Consider the following 24,483-nt stretch of genomic DNA (forward strand, 5'->3'; position numbering starts at 1 on the left):
GCGACCGTGAACGACCTCCGCCTTTCGGCTGGTTGCGCGGTCGCCATGTCACCGCCCCGGCGACGGCAGCGGTGTCACCGGCACCCCGCCGGCCGCCGCGCCCAGCAGCGTCAGCCGCACCTGCCCCGGGCCCGACAACGTCGTGAACTCCGACAGCACCGCCAGGGCCAGGGTGTTGGTGCCCCGGGTGCGCAGGATCCCGTTCGGCAGGACGAACGTGTGCTGCGGACCGACATCGTTGATGTACTGGCCCATGTTCCAGCCGTTGAGGAAGATCTGCGCGCGGTAGGAGCGGTTCCGGTCGTCGTCCAGGGTGAGCCCGATCGAGGCGTCGACGCCCTGCTCCACGGCCAGCCGGAACGTGGTCCGGTACCAGGTCACCCCCTGCCGCCGCGCCGCGCGCGGGAACGTCACCGGCTCCCAGTCGCGGTCCGGGAAGCCCGGCAGGTGCCAGCCCTCCCGCTCCCCGTACAGCCCGCCGTTGTTCAGCGGCCCGCGCACCGGGTCGGGCGCGGCCTCGCCCTGGATCCGCCACCGCACCTTCGGCGCGGCCCCGGTGAAGGCGACCGCCGTCAGACCGCGCGCCGCCTTGTGCGTGTCGCGCGCCGCGCCGTCCTGGTCGTGCTGCATCCGCCGCACCAGGACCGACAGCACGCGCCGGCCGGGCCCGCGCTGCGGGCCGCGCACCGGGAAGACCGCCGTGTCCGACCAATTGCCCTGCCGGATGGCGCTGTTGTCGGGCACCGGCATCCGGTGGGTGCCCAGCGGCTCGCCGTCCAGCCAGGCCATCAGCAGTCCCTGCGTGCCGGTGCTGTAGGAGAGGGAGACCGACTCGACGCTCGTGGAGTCCGTGAACGTGCCGCGGTACCAGACGTCCCCGTAGTGGAAGCCGTAGTCGTCGGCGAACAGCACCGGCTGCCCCTTCGGCACGGGGGTCGTGCTGTGCGAGGACGTCCGGTCGGCGGCCTTCCACGCCGAGTCGTCGAAGCCCGGCCCGGACTCGGGGTTCTCGGTGCGCGTCCGCCAGCCGCCGAGCGCGGGCAGCGTCAACTCGGGCACGCCCGGCAACGGCGCGCCGGCCCGAAGGCTCCCCGAGCCGGTGGCCGACACCGGCACCGCGCGGCCGTTCCACGTCGCACCGTCGAGGCCGCGCGGCCCCCACATCTCCAGCCCGGTCTCCCCGACGGTGTCGCCGGTGAGGTGCACCGTGGAGCCGCGCACGGTGGCGGTGCGCAGCAGCGCGGGGCCGTGCACCAGCAGGGAGCCCGACGGGGTGTCGTACGGCCACAGGCGCATCGAGGTCGCCTCGTCGGCGAAGAGCAGCAGCAGCGGACGGTCGTTCCCGTCGCCCTCCACCCGGACCCCGATCAGCCCGCCGGCGCCGAGCGGGACGGTCAGGCGCAGCAGGCCCCGGTCGTAGGCGTACGCGGCCTCCTGGCTCATCCGCGTGACCAGCGGCTCCTCGGCGGCCTCAAGCACCACGCGGGCCAAGTCGCCCTGCCGCCCGCAGAACACGGCGACGTCCTGCTGTCCCGCGGTGAGGAGCAGCATCGGCTGCGCGGTGGAGTACCGCACCTTGCGCCGTCCCAGGGACAGCCCGGTGACCATCAGCCGGGCGTCCCGGGCCGGCACGGTCACCGGCAGGTCGCCGCCGGCCGCGCGCAGCGTCGAGGAGACCTCCTGGTCGCCGTCGTTGCGCAGGATGTAGACGTGGGCGCCGGTGTCCGGGTTCTTCAGGTGGTACGTCCTCAGCCCGCGTACCTTCACGTCGGCCGCGCGGTCCAGCCTGGCGAAGTCCGGGATGCGCTGGAGCATGTGCCCGATCTGGTGCATCGGCACCAGCTTGTCGGTGGGCCGGCGGCCCTCGTCGAGTGCCGCCCCGTAGTCGTACGACGTGTAGACGACCGGCGCGGGCAGCCAGCCCCAGGAGGTGCCGCCGAAGGCCATGTACACGTTGTGGACGGTGATGCCGTTGGCGAGGTGGGTCAGATAGAAGCGCCGCTCGTACGCCGCGTCCCGGGTGCGCCGCGACTCCGCGTACCCCTTGCCCTTCGACCAGGCACCGCCCCACGGATCGAACCAGCCGCCGCCGGACTCCGGCATGAACCCGGGCGTACGGGGGCTGGCGCTCGCCCCGCCGGTCTTCCCGCCGCTCCCGAAGTATCCCCAGTCGGGCGGGGTCTGGGACGGCGAGGGGTACCCGTCGAATCCGTACAGCCATCCCCGCTTCTCGCCGCCGGTGTCGAACGAGCCGGGGATCCAGTGGCCGTTCCTGCCCTTGTCGTTGTGGAAGAGGGGGACGTCGATGCCGTCGGCGCGCACCTTCTTGTACAGGTGGGCCATGTAGGCGCGCCCGGTCGGCTCGCCCACGTGGGCGTCGTATTCGTTCTCGATCTGGTAGAGCAGGACCGTGCCGGTGCCCCGGGTGAACAGGTGCCGGGCGGCGATGGCGTCGACGTGGCTCAGCCACTCGTCGACGTGCTTCAGGTACGTGGGATCGGCGGTCCGCGCGGTGCCCTCGGTGGCGGTCAGCCAGCCGGGGAAGCCGCCGCCGTCGACCTCGGCGTTGATGTAGGGGCCGGGGCGCAGGATGACGTAGAGGCCGGTCTCGGCGGCCATGCGCAGGAACAGGTCCAGATCCCGCACTCCGGTGAAGTCGTACTTTCCGGGGGCGGGGGAGTGGTAGTTCCAGGCCACGTAGACGCTGACGGCGTTGTAGCCGTACGCGCGCATCTTCTGGAGCACGTCACGCCACAGGGCGGGGCTCGGCAGCCGGAAGGGGTGCATCTCGCCCGACCACAGCACCAGCCGCCGGCCGTCGACCAGCAGCGAGTAGCGGTCGAAGCCGACGCTGTGCCGCCGTCCGTCGGCGCTCGGCGGGGGCGGCGGCGGGCCGGTGGGCACGGAGCGGGCGGCGTAGGCCGACGGCGCCCCCGGTCCGCCGCTGCCGCCCAGGGCCAGTCCGAGCGCGGCGGCGCCCGCGAGGGCGCTGAATGAACGTCTGCTGAGCGCCAAGGGTGTGCCTCCGGGGGCGATCTTACGGGGCGCGGGTGCCGCCATTCTGCACGGAGGCGGGCCCGCAGCCCGCACGCACACGGAACTCGGCGCGCTCGCACGACGCCGTACGAGCGGCGCCGGAGCCCTGCGGAGGAGGCGCCCCCGGCCTCGCCGCCAACCCGCTTGTCCCATGCCCGCCGCATTCGGCCGAGGGGGCAGGCATGCCACGGACCTGGGCGGAGGTGAGGCCGCGGCGGGCAGGGACGCCCGGCAGGGCGGGCCGGGGGCCGGTGCGGGAGCGGGCGCCGATGCCGGTGCGGGAGCCGGGACCTGTTGCGCCCCTAGCCCGCTTGTCCCATGCCTGCCGCGTTCGGCCAGTTCTGGGGGCTGGGCCAGCCGGTCGCCGGGGCCGGGGTCAGGCCGGGGGCGCCGGGGGGCGGGGCGGTCATGCCACGCACCTGGGCGGCGGTGAGCCCGCCGCGGGCGGGGACGCCCGGCGGGGTGGGTCCGGGAGCGGGGACCGGTAGAGGGGCGGGGGCCGGGACCTGTTGCGCTGCCGGTGCCAGGGGGTGCATCGGGGCCGGTGCGGGGGCCGGCGGCGGGGCGGTGGCCGCCGGCAGGGGCGTGCCGGGGGCGGGCGGCTGCGGGGCGGGGGCCGCCGACGCCGTGACGGGGAGCGGCATCGCGGTGCCGGCGGCCGGGGCGGCTATTCCCGGGGCGGCTATCCCGGGAACGGCGGCGATCCGCGGGGCGGCGGCCACCGCGGCCTGTGCGGCGGCCGGCAGCCGCATCCCGCCCCCGTTGGTCTCGCTCACCAGCCGGTCCACCGCGGCCGTACCCGAGCTGTAGTTGGTCCCTGTACCCAGCTCGGGTACGGCCGCTCCGCTCCCGCTCCCGTAGAGCACCTGTTCCAAGGCGGAGACGAGACGACGAACGTCCACCTGGGGGCGCACCACGAGCCGCAGGAAGCGGCTGGAGGAGCCGATCTTGTTGCCGCACTCGCGGACCAGGATCCGGTGCTCGGTGAGCAGCCGGTCCCGGACCACGGTGCCCTCGGCGCCCACGGGAAGGCGTACGAAGAGGAAGTTGCCCTGGGACGGGTAGACCGTCAGACCGGGCAGCGCCGAGAGGTGGGCGGCCATCTCCAGCCGGTCGCGACGCACCTGCTGAAGGCTCTGCCGGTACTCCGCGCCGTGCTCCTTGAGCATGAACACCACGTGCTCGGCGAAGGAGTTGAGGTTCCACTTCGGCAGCATCGAACGGACCTTGCCCGCCAGCGCCGGGTTGGCGACGAGGTATCCGAAGCGGATGCCGTGCAGGCCGAAGTTCTTGCCCAGGCTGCGCAGCACGACCACGTTCGGGCGCAGCATCGCCTCCTGCACCACGCTCGGCTCGGCCTCGGCGTCGGCGAACTCCAGGAACGACTCGTCGATCACCACCAGGTCCAGGTCGGCCAGGGCGTCCATGAACTGCACCAGGGCATGCTTGGGCACGAAGCCGCCGTCGGGGTTGTTGGGGTTGCAGACCACGGCGACCCTGGTCCCCCGCGCTCGGATGAACTCGGCGTACCGCGCCGGGTCCAGGCCGAAGCCGTTGGACTCCTGGAGCGGGAACATGTCGACCCGCTTGCCGGTCTCCATGGGCTGGTCGGTCCAGCGGCCGAAGGTGGGGACGGGGACGGCCAGGGACTCACGCACGAGCAGATGGTCGATCCAGGTGATCAGCTCGGTGGAGCCGTTGCCCATCGCCACGCACTGCGGCGGAAGTTGGAGCAGGCTGCACAGCTCGGCGGTGATCGTGTCGGCGCTGGACGGGTAGTACGTGACGATCTCGCGCAGCCGCGTCGCCATGTCCTGGAACATGGCGGTGGTGGGGAAGTAGGGGCACGGAATGCAGAAGTCCACCGGCCCGGCCCCGTCGCCGCCCTCCCGCGTCAGCGCCGCCATCGACGGGCTGTGCGCCGCGGTGCTGCGGAACAGCGAGGTGACGTTGTCGGCCATGCATCCTCCGTGTGTGGCGGGCCCGGCGGGGACGACCGGGCCCGTCGTCCTGGGGTGGCCCGCGCGGGGGAGCACGGGCCACCCATGGATACGGAGAGGGAGGCGGCGTTGTTCAACTCATGTGTGAAAAGTGTGATTTCCGCGTACCCGAGGACCCCGCGCGGGTGCGGCGCGGGCCGTCTACGAACCGGACCTGCGCTTGTTCCACACGTCGAACCCGACCGCCGCCAGCAGTGCCAGGCCCTTGATGACCTGCTGCCAGTCGGTGCCGACGCTGAGGAGGTTCATGCCGTTGTTCAGCACGCCGAGGACGAGGCCGCCGATGATCGCGCCGAGCACGGTGCCGACACCGCCGCTCATGGACGCGCCGCCGATGAACGACGAGGCGATCGCCTCCAGTTCGTAGTTCACGCCCGCCTTCGGAGAGGCCGCGTTCAGGCGGGCCGCCACCACCAGGCCCGCCAGGGCTGCCAGCACGCCCATGTTCAGGAACACCTGGAAGGTGACCCGCCGGTCCTTGACGCCGGACAGCTTCGCGGCCGGCAGGTTGCCGCCGATGGCGTAGATGTGGCGGCCGAAGACGGCGTTGCGCATCACATAGCCGTAGCCGACCACCAGCACGCCGAGGACGATCAGCACGATTGGCGCGCCCTTGTAGCTGGCGAGCAGCAGCGTGACGGCCAGGACCGCGGCGACGAGGGCGACGAGCTTGAGCGCGAACAGCCGTGCGGGCGGCACGTCGAGGGAGAACTCCTGCTGCCGGCGCCGGTCGCGCACCTCCTGCCACACCACGGAGGCGATCAGGACGAGGCCGAGGAGCAGAGTGAGGTTGTGGTAGTTGGTGTGCGGCCCGACCTCGGGCAGGAAGCCGTTGCCCATCTTCTGGAGCCCGCCCGGGAACGGGCCGAGGGTCTGGCCCTTGAGCAGGATCTCCGTCAGACCGCGGAAGAGCAGCATCCCGGCGAGGGTGACGATGAACGACGGTATGCCCAGATAGGCGATCATGAACCCTTGCAGTGAGCCCGCGGCCGCCCCCACCAGCAGGCACAGGCCCACCGCGACCGGCCACGGCACCTGGTGGCTGACCGTCAGCGCCGCCGCCACCGCGCCGACGAAGGCGGTCAGCGAGCCGACCGACAGGTCGATGTGGCCCGCGATGATCACCATCATCATGCCGATGGCCAGGATCAGGATGTAGCTGTTCTGGAGCACCAGGTTGGAGACGTTGCGCGGCAGCAGCAGGTCCCCTCCGGTCCAGATCTCGAACAGGACGACGATCAGGCCGAGGGCGAGCAGCATCCCGTACTGCCGCATGTTGCGGCGCAGGCCGTTCAGCACCAGCCGGAGCAGACCCTGGCCGGCGGCCGCCGCTCCGCGCTCCGGTGGCGCGGGGGCCGGGGTCTGCGCGGTCACGTCCGTGCTCATCGCGTCACCTCTTCGTCCTTCGTGTTCTTCGTCATGTGGCGCATCAGCACTTCCTGGGTGGCCTCGGCCCGCGGCACCTCACCGGTCAGCCGCCCCGCGGCCATCGTGTAGATGCGGTCGCACATGCCGAGCAGCTCCGGCAGTTCGGAGGAGATGAAGACGACCGCCTTGCCCTGGGCGGCCAACCGGTCGATGACCGTGTAGATCTCGTACTTGGCGCCCACGTCGATGCCGCGCGTGGGCTCGTCCAGGATCAGCACGTCCGGACCGGCGAAGATCCACTTGCTGAGGACGACCTTCTGCTGGTTGCCGCCGGACAGCCTGCCGACCGGCTCGAAGACGGTCGGTGCCTTGATGTTCATGGACGTGCGGAAGCCCTCGGCGACCTGCCGCTCCCCGTGCTCGTCCACCACGCCCCGCCGGGCCACCTTGCGCAGCGCGGTCAGCGAGATGTTCCGGTGGACGGTGTCGATGAGGTTCAGGCCGTAGTGCTTGCGGTCCTCGGTGACGTAGGCGATGCCGTGCCCCACCGCCTCCGCGACGGTCCTGGTGTTGATCTCCCGGCCGTCCTTGAGGACCGTGCCGGCCGCGTACCGGCCGTAGGTGCGGCCGAAGACGCTCATCGCCAGTTCGGTGCGGCCGGCGCCCATCAGGCCCGCGATGCCGACGATCTCCCCGCGCCGCACCCGGACCGACACGTCGTCGACGACCCGGCGCTGCCGGTCGATCGGGTGGAACACCGTCCAGCCCCGGATCTCCAGGGCCGGGGCCACGCCCTCCTCGGGCTGGTGCGGGGTGCGTTCGGGGAAGCGGTGGTCGAGGTCGCGGCCGACCATGCCGGCGATGATCCGCTCCTCGGTGGTGCCGGCCGCCTTCACGTCCAGGGTCTCGATGGTGCGGCCGTCGCGCAGGATCGTCACCGAGTCGGCGACCCGGCGGATCTCGTTCAGCTTGTGGGAGATGACGATCGAGGTGATGCCCTGCTTCTTCAACTCCAGGATCAGATGCAGGAGTTTGCCGCTGTCCTCGTCGTTCAGGGCGGCCGTCGGCTCGTCCAGGATGAGCAGCTTCACCGACTTCGACAGCGCCTTGGCGATCTCCACGAGCTGCTGCTTGCCGACGCCGATGTCGGCGACCCGGGTCTCGGGGTGCTCGTCGAGGCCGACGCGGCGCAGCAGTTCGGTGGCGTGCCGGAGGGTGTCGTTCCAGTTGATGAACCCGCGGGTCGCGTGTTCGTTGCCGAGGAAGATGTTCTCCGCGATGGACAGGTACGGCACCAGCGCCAGCTCCTGGTGGATGATGACGATGCCGCGCCGTTCGCTGGCCCGGATGTCCTTGAAACGGCAGACCTCCTGCTCGAAGAGGATCTCGCCCTCGTAACTTCCGTGCGGATGGACGCCGGAGAGCACCTTCATCAGGGTGGACTTGCCGGCGCCGTTCTCCCCGCAGATGGCGTGCACCTCGCCCCGGCGAACCGTCAGCGTGACGTCCGACAGCGCCTTGACACCGGGAAAGGTCTTGCCGATCGAGCGCATTTCCAGGACGGGTCCCGCCATGGTCGTGCCTTCCAGTCGGTTGGGGTCGGTGGATGCGGCGGTCGTTTCCGGGGCTACTTGTTCAGCTCGGCGTCCGTGTAGTAGCCGCCCTTCACCAGGACCTCCTCGTAGTTGCTCTTGTCGACGCTCGCCGGCTGCAGCAGGTAGGCGGGCACCACCTTCGAGCCGTTGTCATAGGTCTTGACGTCGTTGACCTGCGGCTTCTTGTCCTTCAGGGCGTCGTCGACCATCGCCGAGGCGACCTCGGCGAGCTTGCGGGTGTCCTTGTAGACGGTCTGCGTCTGCTCGCCCGCGATGATCGACTTCACCGAGGCCAGCTCGGCGTCCTGACCGGTGACGACGGGCAGCGGCTTGCTTTTCGAGCCGTAGCCGTCCGACTTCAGCGCGGAGAGGATGCCGATCGAGATGCCGTCGTAGGGCGAGAGCACCGCGTCGACCCGGTCGCTCTTGTAGGAGGAGGTGAGGATGTCGTCCATGCGCCGCTGCGCGGTCGCGCCGTCCCAGCGCAGGGTGGTGACCTTGGTGAGCTGCGTCTGGCCGGACCTCACCTTCAGCTTGCCGCTGTCCAGGTACGGCTTCAGGACGCTCATCGCGCCGTTGAAGAAGTACTTGGTGTTGTTGTCGTCGTTGGAGCCGGCGAACAGCTCGATGTTGAACGGGCCCTTGCCGTCCTTCAGGCCGAGCTTGTCGACGATGTAGCCGGCCTGGAGCCGGCCGACCTTCTCGTTGTCGAAGGAGGCGTAGTAGTCGACGTGCTCCGTGCCGAGGATCAGCCGGTCGTAGGCGATGACCGGGATGCCGGCGTCGGCCGCCTCCTGGAGCACGTTGTTCAGCGACTTGTTGTCGATGGCGGCGACGATCAGGCCCTTGACGCCCTGGGTGATCAGGTTCTCGATCTGCGAGACCTGGGTGTCGGGGTTGTCCTCGCCGAAGACCAGCTTGGTCCGGTAGCCCTTGGCCCGGAGGTCCTTGACGACGTTGTCGCCGTCGGAGATCCACCGCTCGGAGGACTTCGTCGGCATCGCGATGCCGATGGTGGCGCCTTTGGTGCTGCCCGCCTTCTCCTTGCTGCCGCCCTCGCTGTTCTGCCCGCAGGCGGACAGGGTCAGGGCGAGGGACGCGGCTGCGGCCGTGGCGGCGAGGGCGGCTCTGCGGTTGCGCATGGGGATCAGTCCTTGTCCGTCTGGTCGGGGTGGGGCGTGGGGAGGTGCTCTCGGCGCCTGTCAGGCGTCGGTGGGGAAGCGGTGGAGCGGGCCCGGCATCCGGGAGCCGAGCGGAGCCATGTCACCGGCGGCGCCGTGGCGGGCGAGCAGGTCCAGGGCGAGCCGGCCGCGCCGCACCCGTTCCCGGGCGGTGGCCAGGGTGAGCTCGCGCAGGTGGTGTCCGTACGGGTAGATGCCGGGCGCCTTGGACAGGCCGAACTTCAGATAGAGCGGTGCGCCGCGCCGGATCAGCTCGGCGACCTCGTACATCCGCACATAGCCGCCGAGGTCGTCGGGCGCCTCGATGTACATGTCCATGGGGGCGCCCGACACCCGCCGGATCTCGGTGAGGTGATTCAGCGTCAGGTCGCTGGGCACGTTCACGGAGTCGGCGCCCAGCCGCTCGAAGACGGCGTACGACGCCGGGTTCACCGGGCCGATCAGCGCGGACACCTTCAGGGTGGTGTCGGCGGGGATCAGTCCCGTCGTACGCGCCCGGTGCAGCGTCCACAGCACCCCCTCGTCGGCGACCAGCAGGCAGCGCACGCCCAACTCCGTGGCTCGTACGGCGTCTTCGACGCACCCGGCGACCGCGTCGTGGCCGCGGGCGCGCAGGCCCGCCCCGCGCGAGTCGGAGCGCACCGAGCCGCCGGTGTCCCAGGTGCCGCGCGGGCCGGTGAACAGGCACAGCTCGATGCCGCGTGAGGCACTCGCCCCGGCCATCTCGGTGATCTCGGCGTCGGTCAGCATCCACACGCCGCTGCCCTGGCTGATCCGGTGGATCGGCACATCGAGCCGTGCGGCCTCGTCGAGGACCACCGCCAGCGCCTCCGGGCCCTCGCACGAGGGGATCTCGGTGCGCCAGCGGCCGCCGCCCGGGAAGGCGTGGGGCGAGGCGTCGGCGGGGTCGAGGGCGGGGGCGCCCAGGCCGAGTGCGGTGAGCATCTGCTCACCGGGCCTGCGGGCGGCCGTGGCGGAAGCGTCGGTCACGGGCAGTCCTTCGTGTTCGGTATCTCGGACAAGGTTCGCGTCTCCGGGCGTGGCGGGCCGTGCACGGGGCCGGCGGTGAACCGGGCCCGGCGTACCGCTGCCGGTGATCCGAGCCCTGTGCGCCGCTCACGGCGTCGTCGGGTCACGCCGTGAGCGGCGCACGGTCACGGGCGGAGCAGCACCTTGCCCACCTTCGGGTCGCCCGCCCCGACCAGGTCGATGGCGTGCGAGAACTCGGCGAGCGGGAGTTCGTGGGTGACGAGCGGGAGCGGATCGAGCAGCCCGGCCGCGAACACCCGCACCGTGTGCGCCCAGGCGTGCGGCGGCGCCCCGAAGACGGTGTGCACCTCCAGCTGCCGTACGACCAGGTCGGTCGGGTCCAGTCCCTCGGCGCCCGGTGCAGGGATGCCCGTCAGGACCAGCCGCCCACCACGTCTGAGCAGCGCGGCGGCGGTCCGCGCCGCGTCCGCGGATCCGGCGGTCTCGATCACCACGTCGAAGCCGCCGGGCAGTTGCCGGTCCTTGGTGGAGAAGCCGGTGGCGCCGAACCGCCGGGCCAGGCCCTCGCGGTCGTCGCGCGTGCCGACGACCAGCAGCTCGGCCGGGGAGAGGGCCTTGAGGAACTGCACGGCGAACATCCCGAGCGTGCCGGTGCCGACCACGGCGACCCGCTCGCCCGGCCCGGCGTCCGCCTTCAGCGCGGCTGCCGCGACACAGGCGGCCGGCTCCAGCAGGGCGGCGGCGGTGAGGTCGGCGCCCTCGGGCAGCACGTGCAGCAGCCTGGCCGGCAGCGTCAGCGTGGCGGCCATCGCGCCGGGCCGGGTGAAGCCGGTCTCCTCGTACCCCGCCGTGCACAGGGTCGTCTCGCCCGCGTGACAGCGGTCGCACACCTGGCAGTTGCGGAAACCCTCGCCGACCACCTTGCGGCCCACGAGACCGCCGGGCACGCCGGCGCCCACCCGCCGGACCGTCCCGGACCACTCGTGGCCCGGCGTCAGCGGGTAACGGACGTACCCCTCGGGCCGGTTGCCCCGGTACACCTCGCGGTCGCTGCCGCAGATCCCCACGGCGTGCACGGCGACCAGCGCCTCGCCCGGGCCCGGGTCGCGGGGAGTGTGTCCGGCGATCCGGTGCGCGCCCGGGGCCTCGACGACGACCTCGGTGCTCACTTCGCCCCCTTCGGCCTGCGCTGCTCCCAGCCCTCGGCCCACAGGTCGAACCGGGCCTGCTGCTGGGGGAATTCGGCCGCCGCGTCGACGTCCAGCTCGACGCCGAGACCGGGCGCGTCGGAGAGGTGGAAGCAGCCGTCCTCCGGATCCACCAGGGGCGCGCCTCTGACCACCTTCTTGATCTCCGCGTCCGCGAAGTCGTTGAAGTGCTCAAGAACCTTGAAGTTCGGTGTGGTGAAGCCGACGTGGAGCGACGCGGCGGTGAGCACGGATCCGCCCACGTTGTGCGGGGCGACGAGCATGTAGTGCGTCTCGGCGGTCGCGGCCAGCTTCCGGGTCTCCCAGATGCCGCCGATGTGGCCGACGTCCGGCTGGATGATGTCGGCGGACTGGTCGTCGAAGAGCTCGCGGAACTCGATCCGGTCGTGGATGCGCTCCCCGGTGGCGACCGGTACGTCCACCTTGGCGGCGACCTTCCGCAGCGCCTTCAGGTTCTCCGGCGGCACCGGCTCCTCCAGCCAGGCCGGGGCGAAGGGCGCCATCTCCCTGGCCAGCCGGACGGCGGTGGCGGGGGAGAAGCGGCCGTGCATCTCCAGCATCAGCTCGGCGTCCGGGCCGATGGCGTCCCGTACGGCCTCGATGAGCGAGGCGGCGTACAGGGTTCCCTCGTGGTCGAGTTCGAAGTGCCCGGTGCCGAAGGGGTCGATCTTGAGCGCCCGGTAACCGCGCTCCATGACCCCCCGAGCGGCCTTGTGGTACGCCTCGGGGGTGCGCTCGGTGGTGTACCAGCCGTTGGCGTACGCCTTGACCCGGTCGGTGACCTTGCCGCCGAGCAGCTGCCACACCGGGACGCCCAGCGCCTTGCCCTTGATGTCCCAGCAGGCCATCTCCACCACCGCGATGCCGGACATCACGATCTCACCCGCGCGGCCGAAGTCGCCGTACTTCATCCGGCGGACCAGGTCCTCCGCGGCGAACGGGTCCGAGCCGAGGATGTGGTTGGCCTCGGCCTCCCTCAAGTAGCCGATGAGCGCGTCGGTGTGGCCCAGCATCCGCGTCTCGCCGACCCCCGTGATGCCCTCGTCGGTGTGCACCTGGACGTAGGTCAGGTTGCGCCACGGCGTCCCGACCACATGGGTGCTGATTCCGGTGATGCGCACGGCGCCCGCCCCTCGGCTGCTCGACATCGATGTCGTTGTTCGAGATTTCGTCAGACGTTCGAAATGCTGGCGAGACAGTAAGGAGGGGGTGGTGAGGGTGTCAATGGGTCCGACAGATAACGGTTTCGGCGAGACTTTCGACCACTCTTTCGATCCCGCACAGAACCTTCACAGGGGTGCCTAGGAACCGCGCCCATCCGGAACTTACTCTTCCCGCGTCATGAACTACTGCCACCCGTGCCGACGGCACCTCAACGGCGCCCTCGCCTGCCCGGGGTGCGGCACCCCAGTGGAGACCCTTCCCGCGTACGCGGAGGATCCGGGGGTGGGCACGGAGACGGCGTCCGCCCAAGTCCCGCAGGAGAGCGGGGAGTTCCGCCTCGACGACGGACGGGACGGCCACGGCGGGCATGACGGCCGCGACGGGTACGACAGCCACGACGGGTACGACGGGGATGGCCCTGACGGCGGCCCTGTCGAGCCGGAGGGGCGGGCCGGGCGGCGCCGCCCGCGCGGCCGGGGCCGGGGCGGAGCCGCCGAGACAGCCCGGACGGACACCGAGGGCGCTGAGGACACCGAGAACAGCGAGGCCGCCGAGGACGCGGAGAGCACGGGGAGCGCGGGGACCGCGGGGCGCCGGGGAGCGAGCCGGCGGGACCGGAAGGCCGCGGCCCACCGCAGGCGTCGCCGCCGGGTCCTGCTGATAGCCGCCGGCTTCGTACTGGCGGGCGGTGGTCTGAGCCTGGCCGAACTCGGCGTCGACGCACCGGGCCTGCCGGGCTTCTCCCACCCCGAACCGGCGGCGGTCGGCGACGACTTGGGGGAGGGTGACGCGTCCTCCACCGGTACCGGCGGGACCACCGCGCCGGCTGACGGCGCTCCGGGGACCGGTACGGGCACGGCGTCACCGGACGTCTCCAGGTCGGCCTCGCCCTCCGCCTCCGCGAAGGGCGGGAATCCGAAGCCGGGCGCGAGCGGTGCGAGCAGCCCCCGGGAGTCGGCCGAGGCGACGGCGCAGGACGGCACGGGCCGGGGCTCGGACGGGCCGGGCGCGCCGGACCCGGCGACCTCGGAGGCGCCCCGGCCCGCGGACCCGCCGACGACGGACCCCGCTCCACCGCCCCCTCAGCCGGACCCGACCCCCACGCCGACGCGCAAGTGCGACCGATTCCTCTGGTGGTGCACGTAGGGCGCGATCCACGTGCCTGCGGGCCGCCCCGTCGGTGCCGGCTCGACGCCCCTGTGACGGCGGCCGCGGTCAGCCGAGTTCCCCCTGGTCCACCATCCGCCGCAGCAGGTCCCGCAGTGCCAGCCGCTCCCCCTCGGAGAGGCCTGCCAGCGGTTCCCGCGCGAAGCGCAGCCCTTCCCGCAGTTCCCGGGCCACCCGCCGCCCCTCCTCGGTCGCCGCCGCCAGTTTCACCCGCCGGTCGCCCGGATCCGGCCGCCGCTCCACCAGTCCCCGCGTCTCCAGCCGGTCCACGATCCCGGTGACGTTCGACGGCTCGCACTTCAGCTTCTGCGCCAGCTTCCGCATCGGCAGCGGTTCCAGCGACAGCAGGCTCAGCAGCCGCGCCTGCGCCCCGGTCAGCGCGTGCTCCCCGGCGGCTTCCTCGTAGTCCTCGTAGAACCGGGCCACGACGTCGCCGATCAGTTCGACGACCTCCAGGGTCAGCGCGTCGGGTCGGCGGGTGTTCGGTGCAGCGGCCATGCGTCCAGCGTACCGGCTTACTTGACTTCATGAAATATTCAGGCGCATGGTTGTTTCAGTAACTGAAGTAACTGAAAGGCGCTGTCGTGATCAACCGAGAATGGCACCTGCTCAGCCGTCCGGTCGGCTGGCCGAAGCCCGAGGACTTCGCCCTGGTCGAGACCGAGGTCCCGCAGCCGGGTGAGGGCCAGGTCCTCGTACGCAACGAGTACCTCTCCGTCGACCCTTATATGCGGGGCCGGATGAGTGCGGCCAAGTCGTACGCCGCGCCGTACGAACTGGGCAGGCCCATGCAGGGCGGGGCCGTCGGCGAGGTCGTCGCCTCCGAGGCCGAGGGGATCGCCGTCGGCGACCACGTCCTGCACTTCGGCGGCTGGCGCGAGTACGCCGCCGTGAACGGACGCAGCGCGGTCAAGGTCGACCCCGCGGCCGCGCCCCTGCCGGCGTACCTCGGCGTGCTGGGCATGACCGGGCTGACCGCCTACGCGGGTCTGCTGCGCACCGCCTCCTTCAAGGAGGGCGACGCCGTCTTCGTCTCCGGCGCGGCCGGCGCGGTCGGCGGGCAGGTCGGGCAGATCGCCAGGCTCAAGGGCGCCTCGCGGGTGATCGGCTCCGCCGGCTCCGACGAGAAGGTCCGGCTGCTGACCGAGGAGTACGGCTTCGACGCCGCCTTCAACTACAAGAGCGGCCCGGTGGCCGAACAGTTGCGTGCCGCCGCCCCGGACGGCATCGACGTCTACTTCGACAACGTCGGCGGCGAGCACCTGGAAGCCGCCATCGGCTCCCTCAACCTGGGTGGCCGCATCGCGATCTGCGGAATGATCTCGGTCTACAACAACACCGAGCCCGCCCCGGGCCCGAGGAACCTCGCCCGTCTGATCCAGACCCGTGGCCGCATCGAGGGCTTCCTCGTCGGCGACCACTACGACCTCCAGCCCGAGTTCGTGCGGGAGGTCGGCGCCTGGGTGCGCTCGGGCGAGCTGAAGTACCGCCAGACCCTCGTCGAAGGCATCGAGAACACGCTGGAGGCGTTCCTCGGCGTGCTGCGCGGCGACAACACCGGAAAGATGATCGTCACGCTGTGACCCCTCCCGGCGGCCGTTCCCTGGGGTTTCGGTATGCGGTAACTTCTTTCCGGAACCCGAAACCGCCAGGTGCGATCGTGGGCGCGAGTCGCGGCGGACGAAGGAAGGAACGCAACCCCATGCCCAGCCCTGCAATCCGACGTTCTGACGTCCTGTACACCGCCGTCGCCACCGCCGAGAACGGCCGTGACGGCCGGGTCGCCACCGACGACGGCAAGCTCGACGTCGTCGTCAACCCGCCCAAGGAGATGGGCGGCAGCGGTGCCGGCACCAACCCGGAGCAGTTGTTCGCCGCCGGCTACAGCGCCTGCTTCCAGGGCGCCCTCGGCGTCGTCGCCCGCCAGGAGGGCGCCGACATCTCCGGCTCCACCGTCACCGCGAAGGTCGGCATCGGCAAGAACGAGGACGGATTCGGGATCATCGTGGAGATCTCGGCCGACATCCCGAACGTCGACGCCGCGACGGCGAAGAGCCTGGTGGAGAAGGCCCACCAGGTGTGCCCGTACTCGAAGGCGACCCGGGGGAACATCACGGTGACGCTGGCCTGACCCCGACGGCCCGTTTCGCCCGGCCCGGCCCCCACCACAGGTGGGGGCCTTTCCCTTCTGGGTCGAACTCGTGTGCCTCTTTCCGGCGGTCGCGGCGGTCGGGGCGGTCGCGGCGACCGGTGGCGACCCGGAGGAGAGCGCCGCGGGCCACCCGCTGACACGCCGGGCCGATCCCACGGCGATCGACGCGTTCGAATGCGCCCTGGCCGGGTTCTACGCCCACAGCGCACGCCTGCCGGCGCCATGCTGGTCACCGCACATCCGGACCCACGAGGCGTGGTACGGCAGACTGTGCCGCACATGGCCGGCCCAGCGCACGGGCTGGTCGTGACCACGGATCCGCCACGACCCGATCATGACGCAGTCCCCGCAAGAGCCCTTGTCCGAGAACGGTGCCAGGAGCGGAAGCCGGCCATGAGACGCACCCACCCCGTGATCGCCTTCGACCTCGACGGGACGCCCTCGCGGATCCGCGGTCACCTGCGGGACGCACCGGACGGCGAACTCGCCTTCGTCGAGGAGTGGTGCCGCTCGCACGGTGCGGCACTCCACGAGATCGCCGTCGTGGGCGACTCACGTTCCGACGTCCCCCTGTTCCGCGCGGCGGGAAAGCCCACCGCCCTCGACGCCACCGCCGACCACGTCATCGACACCGAGGACCTGCGCGACATCCTCCCCCCTCCTCCGCTAGGCCGCACTCATGCCTCTTTCCCCCGTCCTGGATCCCCTCGACGCCCCGGTTCCCGCCTACGGCACCGGCTCCCTCTGCGACCTGCTGCCGGCAGTCGCCGCGGGCTTCGGCCTGAAGAACAGCGCACCCCCGCCCATTCCGGCGACCGCGCTGCGGCTGCCTCCCGCCGACCGGGTGTGCGTGTTCCTCATCGACGGCCTGGGCCATCACCAACTGCGTGAGCACGCCCCCTACGCACCGTTCCTCGCCTCACTGACGGACTCCGCGCCGGCCGACGGCAACCCCGCCCCCACGCTGACCGCCGGATTCCCCTCCACCACGGCCACCTCGCTGGCCTCCTTCGGCACCGGCCTGCCCACGGGCCGCCACGGCCTGGCCGGCTACACCGTCGCCGTTCCCGGCCACGGCGTCCTCATGAACCAGTTGCGCTGGGAGCCGTGGACCGAGCCCACCGACTGGCAGCCGCACCCGCCCCTCTTCCGCACCCTGCACGCCCAGGGCATCCATACCGCCCAGGTCCTGCCCACCCGTTTCGCCACCACGGCGCTCACCCGCATCGCCGTCTCCGGTGGCCGCTTCATCCCGGAGGACGACGCCGACCGCCGAATGGACCGGGCCGCCGCCGAACTCGCCCTGGCCGGCCGCGCCCTCGTCTACACCTACCTCGGCGACCTCGACGCCGCCGGCCACACCTTCGGCGTCGACTCCGACGAGTGGCGCGAACAGCTCATGCGCGCCGACCGGCTCGCACAACGCCTGGCCAACCGCCTGCCGCCCCGCTCCGCCCTGTACGTCACCTCCGACCACGGCATGGTCGATGTCGCACCCCAGGACCGCGTCGACTACGACGACGAATGGGATTTGCGTGCAGGCGTCGCCCTGCTCGGTGGCGAAGCCCGTGCCCGCCACGTCTACACCGCGCCCGATGCCGCCGCCGACGTCCACGCCGCCTGGTGCGAAAGGCTGGGCGAGCGCATGTGGATCGCCACCCGGGACGAGGCGATCGAGGCGGGCTGGTTCGGCCCGGAGGTCGAGGACCGCGTCCGCGAACGCATCGGCGACGTGATCGCCGTCGCACAGACCGACGTGGCGGTGATCGCCGGCCGCACCGAGCCCGGCGCCAGCACCATGACCGGCCTCCACGGCGCAATGACCCCCGACGAACTGGCGGTACCCCTGCTCCGGGTACAGGCCTAGGCCTCTCGTCTGGATCACGCCGGGCTCGCGGGCCCTGGCGCCGCGTCTCGCCCGTGGTGCTCAGCCTGCCAGTGCTGCCCGCTGCACCGCCCTCGCCAGGCGGTCGTTCTCCGGGGCCGCGCCGCCCGGGAAGGCGAAGCGGCGGCGGGTGTAGCCGTAGGCCAGGCCGCTCGCCGGGTCGGCGAAGGCCTGGGAGCCGGCGGCGCCGCTGTGGCCGATCGAGCCCGCGCCCAGGAACGGGTGCCAGGTGTCGGCGGTGGCCTGGAAGCCCAGGCCGTACGACCTGTGGCTCCGGGCCACCAGGTCGTACCCGACGGAGTGGAACTGCCCGGACTCCGCCACCATGTCCGGCTTCAGGAGCGGGGCCTTGCCATCGACCTCGCTGATCGCCGCCGCGTACAGGCCGGCGAGGCCGCGCGCCGAGGCGATCCCGCCGACCGAGGCGGGGCCCTGGGCGCGGATCAGCCGGTCGTTGGGGAGCGACTCGAGGTCGGTCGGGACGGCGCCCTGGCGGTTGAACGCGATCGACGCGAGCGAGTGCGGTCCGCTCGGCAGCGCGTCCAGCACCGCCTGCTGCTCGGCGGTCGGCGTCATGGGCTGCGTGGGGCGGAAACGGGGCTCCTGGGAGCCGGGCAGGCCCAGGAAGAAATCCAGGCCGTAGGGGGCGCGGACGCGCTCCTCGTGCAGCTCCTGGAGCGTACGGCCGGTGGCGCGGCGCACGATCTCGCCGGTGAGCGCGCCGATCACCAGGGCGTGGTAGCCGAAGGCGGTGCCGGGACGCCAGAACGGCCGCTGGTCGGCGAGGCGTTCGGCGACGGCCCGGTCGTCGGCCAGCTCGGCGGGCGTGAAACCGCCGTCGGCGCCGACCAGGCCCGCCCGGTGCGCGAGCACGTCCCGCAGGGTCAGCGCGCCCTTGCCCTCGGCCGCGAACTCCGGCCAGTAGTACGTCACTTTGCGGTCCAGTTCCAGGGTGCCGTCCTGGACGAGCAGCGCGACCACGAGATGCGCGGCGCCCTTGGTCGACGAGTACACCCCGTACAGCGAGCCGCCGTCGGCGCCGTCCGGTCCGGCCCACAGGTCGACCACCCGCCGCCCGTGGACGTACGCGCACAACTGCCCCTCGTAGTCCGGCCGCTGAGCCGTCACGAACGCGGCGAACTCCTCCCGCACCCGTTCGTAGCCGTCGGCGACGGTGCCGTGGATCTCCTGGGTCATCCGCTCTCCTCAACCTGGCCGGTGCACGCTGGCGACACAGTGCGTCCCTCCGATCGGTACGGCGGCGCCCGGCCGTTCGACTCAACGGGCCGCGTACCCGGAGGACGAGCGGGCGCGCACCCGGAGGTTGGGCGGGCGCGGGCCCCGCATACAGTTTTCCCATGCGTGACCTCGGGGCCGGTTTCGCCCATCTCCTCAAAGGCCAGCGCTGGATGACCCGGCACGGGCAGTCGTACCGCTTCGGATTGCTCCCGGGTCTGATCACGCTGGTGCTGTACGCGGCGGCGCTCACCGCGCTCGCGCTGGGGGGCGGCGACGCCGTCACCTGGGCCACCCCCTTCGCCGACGACTGGCCGGGGCCCTGGACCGGCCTCTTCCGCGGCCTGCTCACCGCCGTGCTGTTCGCCCTGGGGCTGCTCCTCGCCGTGGTCACCTTCACCGCGGTCACCCTCCTGATCGGCCAGCCCTTCTACGAGAGCCTGTCCGAACAGGTGGACCGGGACGTGTCGCCCGACGGCACGGCGCCCGAGTCCGGCCTGCCGCTCTGGCGCGACCTGTGGATGTCGGCCCGCGACAGCCTGCGCATCGTCGTGCGGGCCGCGCTCTGGGGCGTACTGCTCTTCGCGCTGGGCTTCCTGCCGTTCGTCGGGCAGACGGTCGTGCCGGTGCTCGGCTTCTTCGTCACCGGCTTCTTCCTGACCGAGGAGCTCGCCGCCGTCGCCCTCCAGCGCCGGGGCGTCGGGCTCGGTGACCGTCTGGCCCTGCTGCGCTCCCGCAAGCTGCTGGTCTGGGGCTTCGGCGCCCCGCTCGCCCTGGCCTTCCTGGTGCCGTTCGTGGCGGTGTTCCTGATGCCGGGCGCGGTCGCGGGCGCCACCCTGCTCGCCCGTGAGCTGCTGGACGAGGAGACCGACGACGCGGTCACCCCGGCACCCCGGACGCCGCCGCCGTCGCAGTCGCCGGCGCCCGCCTGACGCGGGGACCCCGGCACAGCCGGGCGAAGCCGCCCGCGTTTGTGAAGGGTTCGTACGAGATCGCGGCACAGTGCCCGATGACCGGCCGGCTTCTCCCTGCAGGCGGTTAACGTCGGGTCCGGGCCGAGTCTGCCCACCGGCAGCCCCGGTCCGGGACCTGACCCCTGGGCCGGGGCTGGGCCGGCGCCCTCAGCGCGCCGAGAAGCCGTACACCGTCCGCGAGCGGAAGACCTCGCCCGGCCTGAGCTCGGTGCTCGGGAAGCCGGGGCGGTTGGGGGAGTCCGGGAAGTGCTGGGTCTCCAGGGCGATCCCGTCGCCCGGGGCGAAGGGGGCGGGGAGATGGTCGCCGGTGTAGAGCTGGAGGCCCGGCTCGGTCGTCGCCACCGTCAGGACCCGGCCGCTCGCCGGATCGTGCAGCTCTGCGACCTGCACCGGCTCGTCCGTGACGCCCTTGTCGAGGACCAGGTTGTGGTCGTAGCCGGAGCCCACCTCCCGCGTCTCCCGGAAGTCGAAGCGGGTGCCCGCCACCTCGTCGAGGGCACCGGTCGGGATCAGATCCGCGTCCACCGGCGTGTACCGGGAGGCGGCGAGCCGCAGTTCGTGCCTGCCCGCGCCGCCGGAGCCGCCGAGGTTCCAGTACGAGTGGCTGGTGAGGTTGACGACGGTCGGCGCGTCCGTGACCGCCGTGTAGGCGAGGTGCAGGGCGCCCGCCTCGTCCAGGGTGTACGTCACCGAGACCTCCAGGCGGCCCGGGAAGCCCTCCTCGCCGTGCGGACTGACCCGGCTGAGCCGCACACCGTGCTCGACCGGCGCCGCCTCCCACATCCGCTTGTCGAAGCCGCCGTCACCGCCGTGCAGCGAATTGCCGTCCTCGTTCTGCTCCAGCGCGTACGTCCGCCCGTCCAGCGGGAAGCGGCCCCCGGCGATCCGGTTGGCGTACCGCCCGATCAGCGCGCCGAGGAACGGCTCGGGGTGGGCCAGGTAGCCGTCCAGGCCGGGGAAGCCCAGCACCACGTCCGCCGGGCGCCCGTCCCGGTCCGGGACCTCCACCGACTGCACGATCCCGCCGTACGACAGCACCCGTACCCGCACCCCGGCCCGCTCCAGCGTCCAGCGGTGCACCTCGGTGCCGTCGGCCAGCGTGCCGAAGAGTTCGCTCATGGGGAAAACCCTAAGTCCTGTCGTCAGGAGGCATTCAGGGGCTCTTCGGGGGCCTTTCAGGGGGTCTTCGCGGTGACGGTCCGGTAGGCGATCTCGGCGATCCGGGCCTGGCCGTTGCGGCTCGGGTGGAACCAGTCCCAGCGGCTGAGCTGGTCGGTGCCGAAGCGGTAGTCGAAGACCGCGTTGTTGTCGAAGCGGCAGCGGTGGTCCTTCGCGCAGACCTCCTTCAGCACCTCGTTGTACGACCGCACCCGGGCCTGCACCGTGTCGCGCCGCTCGGTGGCCGCCGCGTCCAGCGCGTCGGCGTTACCCAGCATGGACGGGCAGATGCCGAGCTTCCAGATCTGCTTGCCCAGCGCGTTCGTCCGGCCCTCGGACCACAGCCGCTTGAGGTCCGGCACGCTGGAGACGTACACCTGTGTCTTGGGCAGGGCCTGACGCAGTGTGTCCATCGCGGCCTCGAACTCGGCCCGGAAGACCGCCACTGGTGTCATGGCGTCCAGGGAGTCCCGGCAGGCGTCGTTGGCTCCGGCCATCACCGTCACCAGCTGCGGCTTCTTCCGCGCGGCCTGCGCCATCTGGCTGTTCAGATCGGCCATCCGGGACCCGGTCACCGCGAAGTTCCAGCTGCGCTGGGCCGCCCCGGTCAACCCGAGCAGCCGCACCGCCAGGCTGTTGACCGACGCGTCGCTGCCCGTCGCCCAGGACGCCTCCGGGCAGTCCGTCAGCACCATGCAGGAGTCGAAGCCGCGGGTGATGGAGTCGCCGACCGCGGCGATCGAGTCCGGGCTGGTGTTCCAGACCGGTGGCGGTGCCGCGGGCGGGCGGGAGGCTCCGGCCCCGGCCTCCAGGCCGACGGCGTTGCAGCCCGCCGTGGCCAGTACGGCCGCCGCCACGACGGCGTGAGCGGCCCGGGTACGGTGACGTCGTTTCCGCATGCCCTGGTGATCCCCTCGATCGTCGTGAAGTGCTCCCCTCCATGAGAACGCGCGAGGGTTCCCGCCCCCACTCGAGTGGGGGGCTCGCACCCGTACAAGCGTCCCCCTGGGTGAATGGAGGGCGTTTCCTGGCACTGGGACCGACGGTACGTCACACTCCTTGCCCCGTCTCACGGTAGCCTCGCCATCAACGTGGCCTCAACGCCACCGCTGTCCGCCCGCCCGCACCATGTCCCGCTCTGTCCGGAGGTCCCGGTGACGACACGTGGAGTTCTGTACGTGCACTCCGCGCCGCGCGCGCTGTGCCCGCACGTCGAGTGGGCCGTCGCCGGGGTGCTCGGTACGCGCGTCAGCCTGGACTGGATCCGGCAGCCCGCCTCGCCCGGCACCTGGCGCTCGGAGTTCTCCTGGCAGGGCCAGCCCGGCACCGCCTCCAAACTCGCCTCCGCGCTGCGCGGCTGGCAGCTGCTGCGCTTCGAGGTCACCGCCGAGCCCTGCCCCACCGCCGAGGGCGAGCGTTACAGCTGCACCCCCGACCTCGGCATCTTCCACGCCGTCACCGGCATCCACGGCGACATCCTCATCCCCGAGGACCGGCTGCGCGCCGCCCTGCTGCGCTCCCAGCGCGGCGAGACCGACCTGGAGGCCGAACTCGCCAAGCTCCTGGGCAAGCCCTGGGACGACGAGTTGGAGCCGTTCCGCTATGCGGGTGAAGGCGCTCCCGTCCGCTGGCTGCACCAGGTGGTCTGACGACTTCGGACCACTCCCGGATCCGAGGCTCCCACAACCACGACGTTCCTTGCAGAGCCGAAGGGCCCCCACCGATCGGTGGGGGCCCTTCGGACATCCGCTGCCGGGCGTTCTCAGACCGTCCGGAACGCCAGCACCACGTTGTGCCCGCCGAAGCCGAACGAGTCGTTCAGCGCGGCGATACGGCCCTCGGCGGGCAGCTTGCGCGCCTCCCCGCGGACCACGTCCGCGTTCGCCTCGGCCTCGGGGTCGATGTTCTCGACGTTGATGGTCGGCGGAGCCACCCGGTGGTACAGCGCCAGCACCGTGGCCACCGACTCCACACCGCCCGCGCCACCGAGCAGGTGGCCGATCATCGACTTGGTCGCGGAGACCGCGATGTGGTCGGCGTGGTCGCCGAAGACCTTGCGCAGCGCCTTCAGCTCGGCGATGTCACCCGCCGGCGTCGAGGTGGCGTGCGCGTTCACGTGCACGATCTCCGCCGGGTCCAGGCCGGTGCTGTCGAGCAGGTGCTGCAGGGCGTGCGAGATGCCCCGGCCCTCCGGCTCCGGCTGGACGATGTCGTGGGAGTCGGCGGAGATGCCCTGGCCGACCGCCTCCGCGTAGACGCGGGCACCGCGCTTGGCGGCGTGCTCGGCGGACTCCAGGACGAGCACACCCGCGCCCTCGCCGAGGACGAAGCCGTCCCGGTCGACGTCGTAGGGGCGCGAGGCGCCCTCGGGGTCCTCGTTGTTCTTCGACATCGCCATCATGTTGCCGAACGCGGCGATGGGCAGCGGGTGGATCGCCGCCTCCGTACCGCCGGCGACGACGACGTCGGCACGGCCGGTGCGGATCATCTCGATGGCGTAGCCGATGGCCTCGGCACCCGAGGCACACGCGGAGACCGGCGTGTGCACGCCCGCGCGGGCGCCCACGAGCAGGCCCACGTTGGCCGAGGGGCCGTTCGGCATCAGCATGGGGACGGTGTGCGGGGAGACACGGCGGACGCCCTTCTCCTTCAGCACGTCGTACTGGTCCAGCAGAGTGGTCACGCCGCCGATGCCGGAGGCGACGACCGTGCCGAGCCGGTCCGGGTCGACGGAGCCGTCCTCACCGGCCTTGCCGGTGAAACCGGCGTCCTTCCAGGCCTCCTGGGCCGCGATCAGCGCGAACTGCGCCGAGCGGTCCAGACGGCGGGCCTGCGGCCGCGGGATGACCTCGGTCGGCTCCACGGCCACCGGAGCGGCGATACGGACGGCCTGGTCGGCCGCCCACTCCTGGGTCAGGGGCTTCACGCCGGACTTGCCGGCGATCAGGCCCTCCCAGGTAGAGGCTACGTCGCCACCCAGCGGTGTGGTTGCGCCGATACCGGTGACGACCACGGTGCGATTGGTCGAGCTCACGGGAATTCTTTCTCCAACGGAACGAGGATTCGTACGGCGCCACCGCCGGGTGGCGGGGCAGTCAACCCAAGGCTGTGATCGGTCGATCAGCCCTGGTGCTTGAGGATGTAGTCGGTCGCGTCGCCGACCGTCTTGAGGTTCTTGACGTCCTCGTCGGGGATCTTGACGTCGAAGCGCTCTTCGGCGGCGACGACGACCTCGACCATGGACAGCGAGTCGACGTCCAGGTCGTCGGTGAAGGACTTGTCCAGCTGGACGTCCTCGACCGGGATCCCGGCGATCTCGTTCACGATCTCCGCGAGACCGGCGACGATCTCTTCCTGAGTGGCGGCCAT

Annotated in this window: 21 protein-coding genes; 7 read left to right on the forward strand and 14 right to left on the reverse strand. The window is 71.9% G+C overall.

Features of this window, described 5'->3' with window-relative positions; translation table 11 throughout:
- Positions 1-48: 48 nt before the first annotated feature.
- The 8 genes from ABZ818_RS01050 to ABZ818_RS01085 form a co-directional block, all read right to left on the reverse strand.
- The gene (locus tag ABZ818_RS01050; protein WP_361408796.1) at positions 49-3,015 is read right to left on the reverse strand and encodes a beta-galactosidase; all 2,967 of its coding nucleotides are present in this window, start codon (positions 3,013-3,015) and stop codon (positions 49-51) included.
- Positions 3,016-3,338: 323 nt separating this feature from the next.
- Positions 3,339-4,997, reverse strand: a complete 1,659-nt coding sequence (locus tag ABZ818_RS01055; protein WP_361408799.1) for a histidinol-phosphate transaminase — start codon at positions 4,995-4,997, stop codon at positions 3,339-3,341.
- A 180-nt stretch (positions 4,998-5,177) separates the two neighbouring features.
- Complete coding sequence (gene mmsB / locus ABZ818_RS01060) at positions 5,178-6,422, reverse strand: multiple monosaccharide ABC transporter permease (RefSeq protein ID WP_361408802.1); 1,245 nt, start codon at positions 6,420-6,422, stop codon at positions 5,178-5,180.
- A complete protein-coding gene (mmsA, locus tag ABZ818_RS01065) occupies positions 6,419-7,978 on the reverse strand; it encodes a multiple monosaccharide ABC transporter ATP-binding protein (RefSeq protein WP_361408805.1) in 1,560 nt (519 codons plus the stop codon). The genes mmsB and mmsA overlap by 4 nt, the downstream gene beginning before the upstream one ends.
- Before the next feature lie 53 nt (positions 7,979-8,031).
- Positions 8,032-9,141, reverse strand: a complete 1,110-nt coding sequence (gene chvE / locus ABZ818_RS01070) for a multiple monosaccharide ABC transporter substrate-binding protein (protein ID WP_361408808.1) — start codon at positions 9,139-9,141, stop codon at positions 8,032-8,034.
- Positions 9,142-9,201: 60 nt separating this feature from the next.
- Positions 9,202-10,170 (reverse strand): hypothetical protein, encoded by a 969-nt coding sequence (locus ABZ818_RS01075; protein WP_361408811.1) that lies wholly within the window; start codon positions 10,168-10,170, stop codon positions 9,202-9,204.
- A 164-nt stretch (positions 10,171-10,334) separates the two neighbouring features.
- Positions 10,335-11,339, reverse strand: a complete 1,005-nt coding sequence (locus tag ABZ818_RS01080; RefSeq protein WP_361408814.1) for an alcohol dehydrogenase catalytic domain-containing protein — start codon at positions 11,337-11,339, stop codon at positions 10,335-10,337.
- Complete coding sequence (locus ABZ818_RS01085) at positions 11,336-12,499, reverse strand: mandelate racemase/muconate lactonizing enzyme family protein (RefSeq protein ID WP_361409584.1); 1,164 nt, start codon at positions 12,497-12,499, stop codon at positions 11,336-11,338. The genes ABZ818_RS01080 and ABZ818_RS01085 overlap by 4 nt, the downstream gene beginning before the upstream one ends.
- A 220-nt stretch (positions 12,500-12,719) precedes the next feature.
- On the opposite strand from ABZ818_RS01085, the gene ABZ818_RS01090 reads away from it, so the two are divergent.
- Positions 12,720-13,688 carry a hypothetical protein gene (locus ABZ818_RS01090; RefSeq protein WP_361408817.1) on the forward strand — a complete coding sequence of 323 codons (969 nt, stop codon included), beginning with the start codon at positions 12,720-12,722 and terminating at the stop codon, positions 13,686-13,688.
- Positions 13,689-13,757: 69 nt separating this feature from the next.
- On the opposite strand, the gene ABZ818_RS01095 is transcribed toward ABZ818_RS01090, so the two are convergent.
- Positions 13,758-14,207, reverse strand: a complete 450-nt coding sequence (locus ABZ818_RS01095; protein ID WP_361408819.1) for a MarR family transcriptional regulator — start codon at positions 14,205-14,207, stop codon at positions 13,758-13,760.
- An 86-nt stretch (positions 14,208-14,293) separates the two neighbouring features.
- Here ABZ818_RS01095 and ABZ818_RS01100 point away from each other — a divergent pair, with 86 nt between their 5' ends.
- From ABZ818_RS01100 to ABZ818_RS01115, 4 genes are all read left to right on the forward strand, one after another.
- A complete protein-coding gene (locus tag ABZ818_RS01100) occupies positions 14,294-15,292 on the forward strand; it encodes an NADP-dependent oxidoreductase (protein WP_361408822.1) in 999 nt (332 codons plus the stop codon).
- A gap of 119 nt (positions 15,293-15,411) precedes the next feature.
- Positions 15,412-15,840: an organic hydroperoxide resistance protein gene (locus tag ABZ818_RS01105; RefSeq protein WP_361408825.1), complete on the forward strand. Its 429-nt coding sequence runs from the start codon at positions 15,412-15,414 to the stop codon at positions 15,838-15,840.
- A 70-nt stretch (positions 15,841-15,910) separates the two neighbouring features.
- The gene (locus ABZ818_RS01110; protein ID WP_361408828.1) at positions 15,911-16,171 is read left to right on the forward strand and encodes a hypothetical protein; all 261 of its coding nucleotides are present in this window, start codon (positions 15,911-15,913) and stop codon (positions 16,169-16,171) included.
- Positions 16,172-16,540: 369 nt separating this feature from the next.
- Positions 16,541-17,728 (forward strand): nucleotide pyrophosphatase/phosphodiesterase family protein, encoded by a 1,188-nt coding sequence (locus tag ABZ818_RS01115; protein WP_361408831.1) that lies wholly within the window; start codon positions 16,541-16,543, stop codon positions 17,726-17,728.
- A gap of 60 nt (positions 17,729-17,788) precedes the next feature.
- Here the strand turns inward: ABZ818_RS01115 and ABZ818_RS01120 are convergent, their stop codons facing one another.
- On the reverse strand, positions 17,789-18,943 hold the full coding sequence (locus tag ABZ818_RS01120) for a serine hydrolase domain-containing protein (protein ID WP_361408834.1): 1,155 nt from the start codon (positions 18,941-18,943) through the stop codon (positions 17,789-17,791).
- Between the two features lie 161 nt (positions 18,944-19,104).
- Here ABZ818_RS01120 and ABZ818_RS01125 point away from each other — a divergent pair, with 161 nt between their 5' ends.
- Positions 19,105-19,914 carry an EI24 domain-containing protein gene (locus ABZ818_RS01125; RefSeq protein ID WP_361408836.1) on the forward strand — a complete coding sequence of 270 codons (810 nt, stop codon included), beginning with the start codon at positions 19,105-19,107 and terminating at the stop codon, positions 19,912-19,914.
- A gap of 189 nt (positions 19,915-20,103) precedes the next feature.
- Here ABZ818_RS01125 and ABZ818_RS01130 read toward each other — a convergent pair whose 3' ends face one another.
- Positions 20,104-21,075: an aldose epimerase family protein gene (locus tag ABZ818_RS01130; RefSeq protein ID WP_361408839.1), complete on the reverse strand. Its 972-nt coding sequence runs from the start codon at positions 21,073-21,075 to the stop codon at positions 20,104-20,106.
- Positions 21,076-21,131: 56 nt separating this feature from the next.
- Entirely contained in the window at positions 21,132-22,013 is an 882-nt protein-coding gene (locus ABZ818_RS01135) for an SGNH/GDSL hydrolase family protein (RefSeq protein WP_361408842.1), read from the reverse strand.
- Between the two features lie 255 nt (positions 22,014-22,268).
- Here ABZ818_RS01135 and ABZ818_RS01140 point away from each other — a divergent pair, with 255 nt between their 5' ends.
- The gene (locus ABZ818_RS01140) at positions 22,269-22,763 is read left to right on the forward strand and encodes a DUF3145 domain-containing protein (RefSeq protein WP_326802325.1); all 495 of its coding nucleotides are present in this window, start codon (positions 22,269-22,271) and stop codon (positions 22,761-22,763) included.
- A gap of 113 nt (positions 22,764-22,876) precedes the next feature.
- On the opposite strand, the gene fabF is transcribed toward ABZ818_RS01140, so the two are convergent.
- Positions 22,877-24,148, reverse strand: a complete 1,272-nt coding sequence (fabF, locus tag ABZ818_RS01145; protein WP_361408845.1) for a beta-ketoacyl-ACP synthase II — start codon at positions 24,146-24,148, stop codon at positions 22,877-22,879.
- Positions 24,149-24,234: 86 nt separating this feature from the next.
- Positions 24,235-24,483 (reverse strand): acyl carrier protein, encoded by a 249-nt coding sequence (locus ABZ818_RS01150; RefSeq protein WP_003989952.1) that lies wholly within the window; start codon positions 24,481-24,483, stop codon positions 24,235-24,237.

It is taken from the genome of Streptomyces sp. NPDC047453 (assembly GCF_040643155.1).
In the GTDB taxonomy this organism is placed as follows: domain Bacteria; phylum Actinomycetota; class Actinomycetes; order Streptomycetales; family Streptomycetaceae; genus Streptomyces.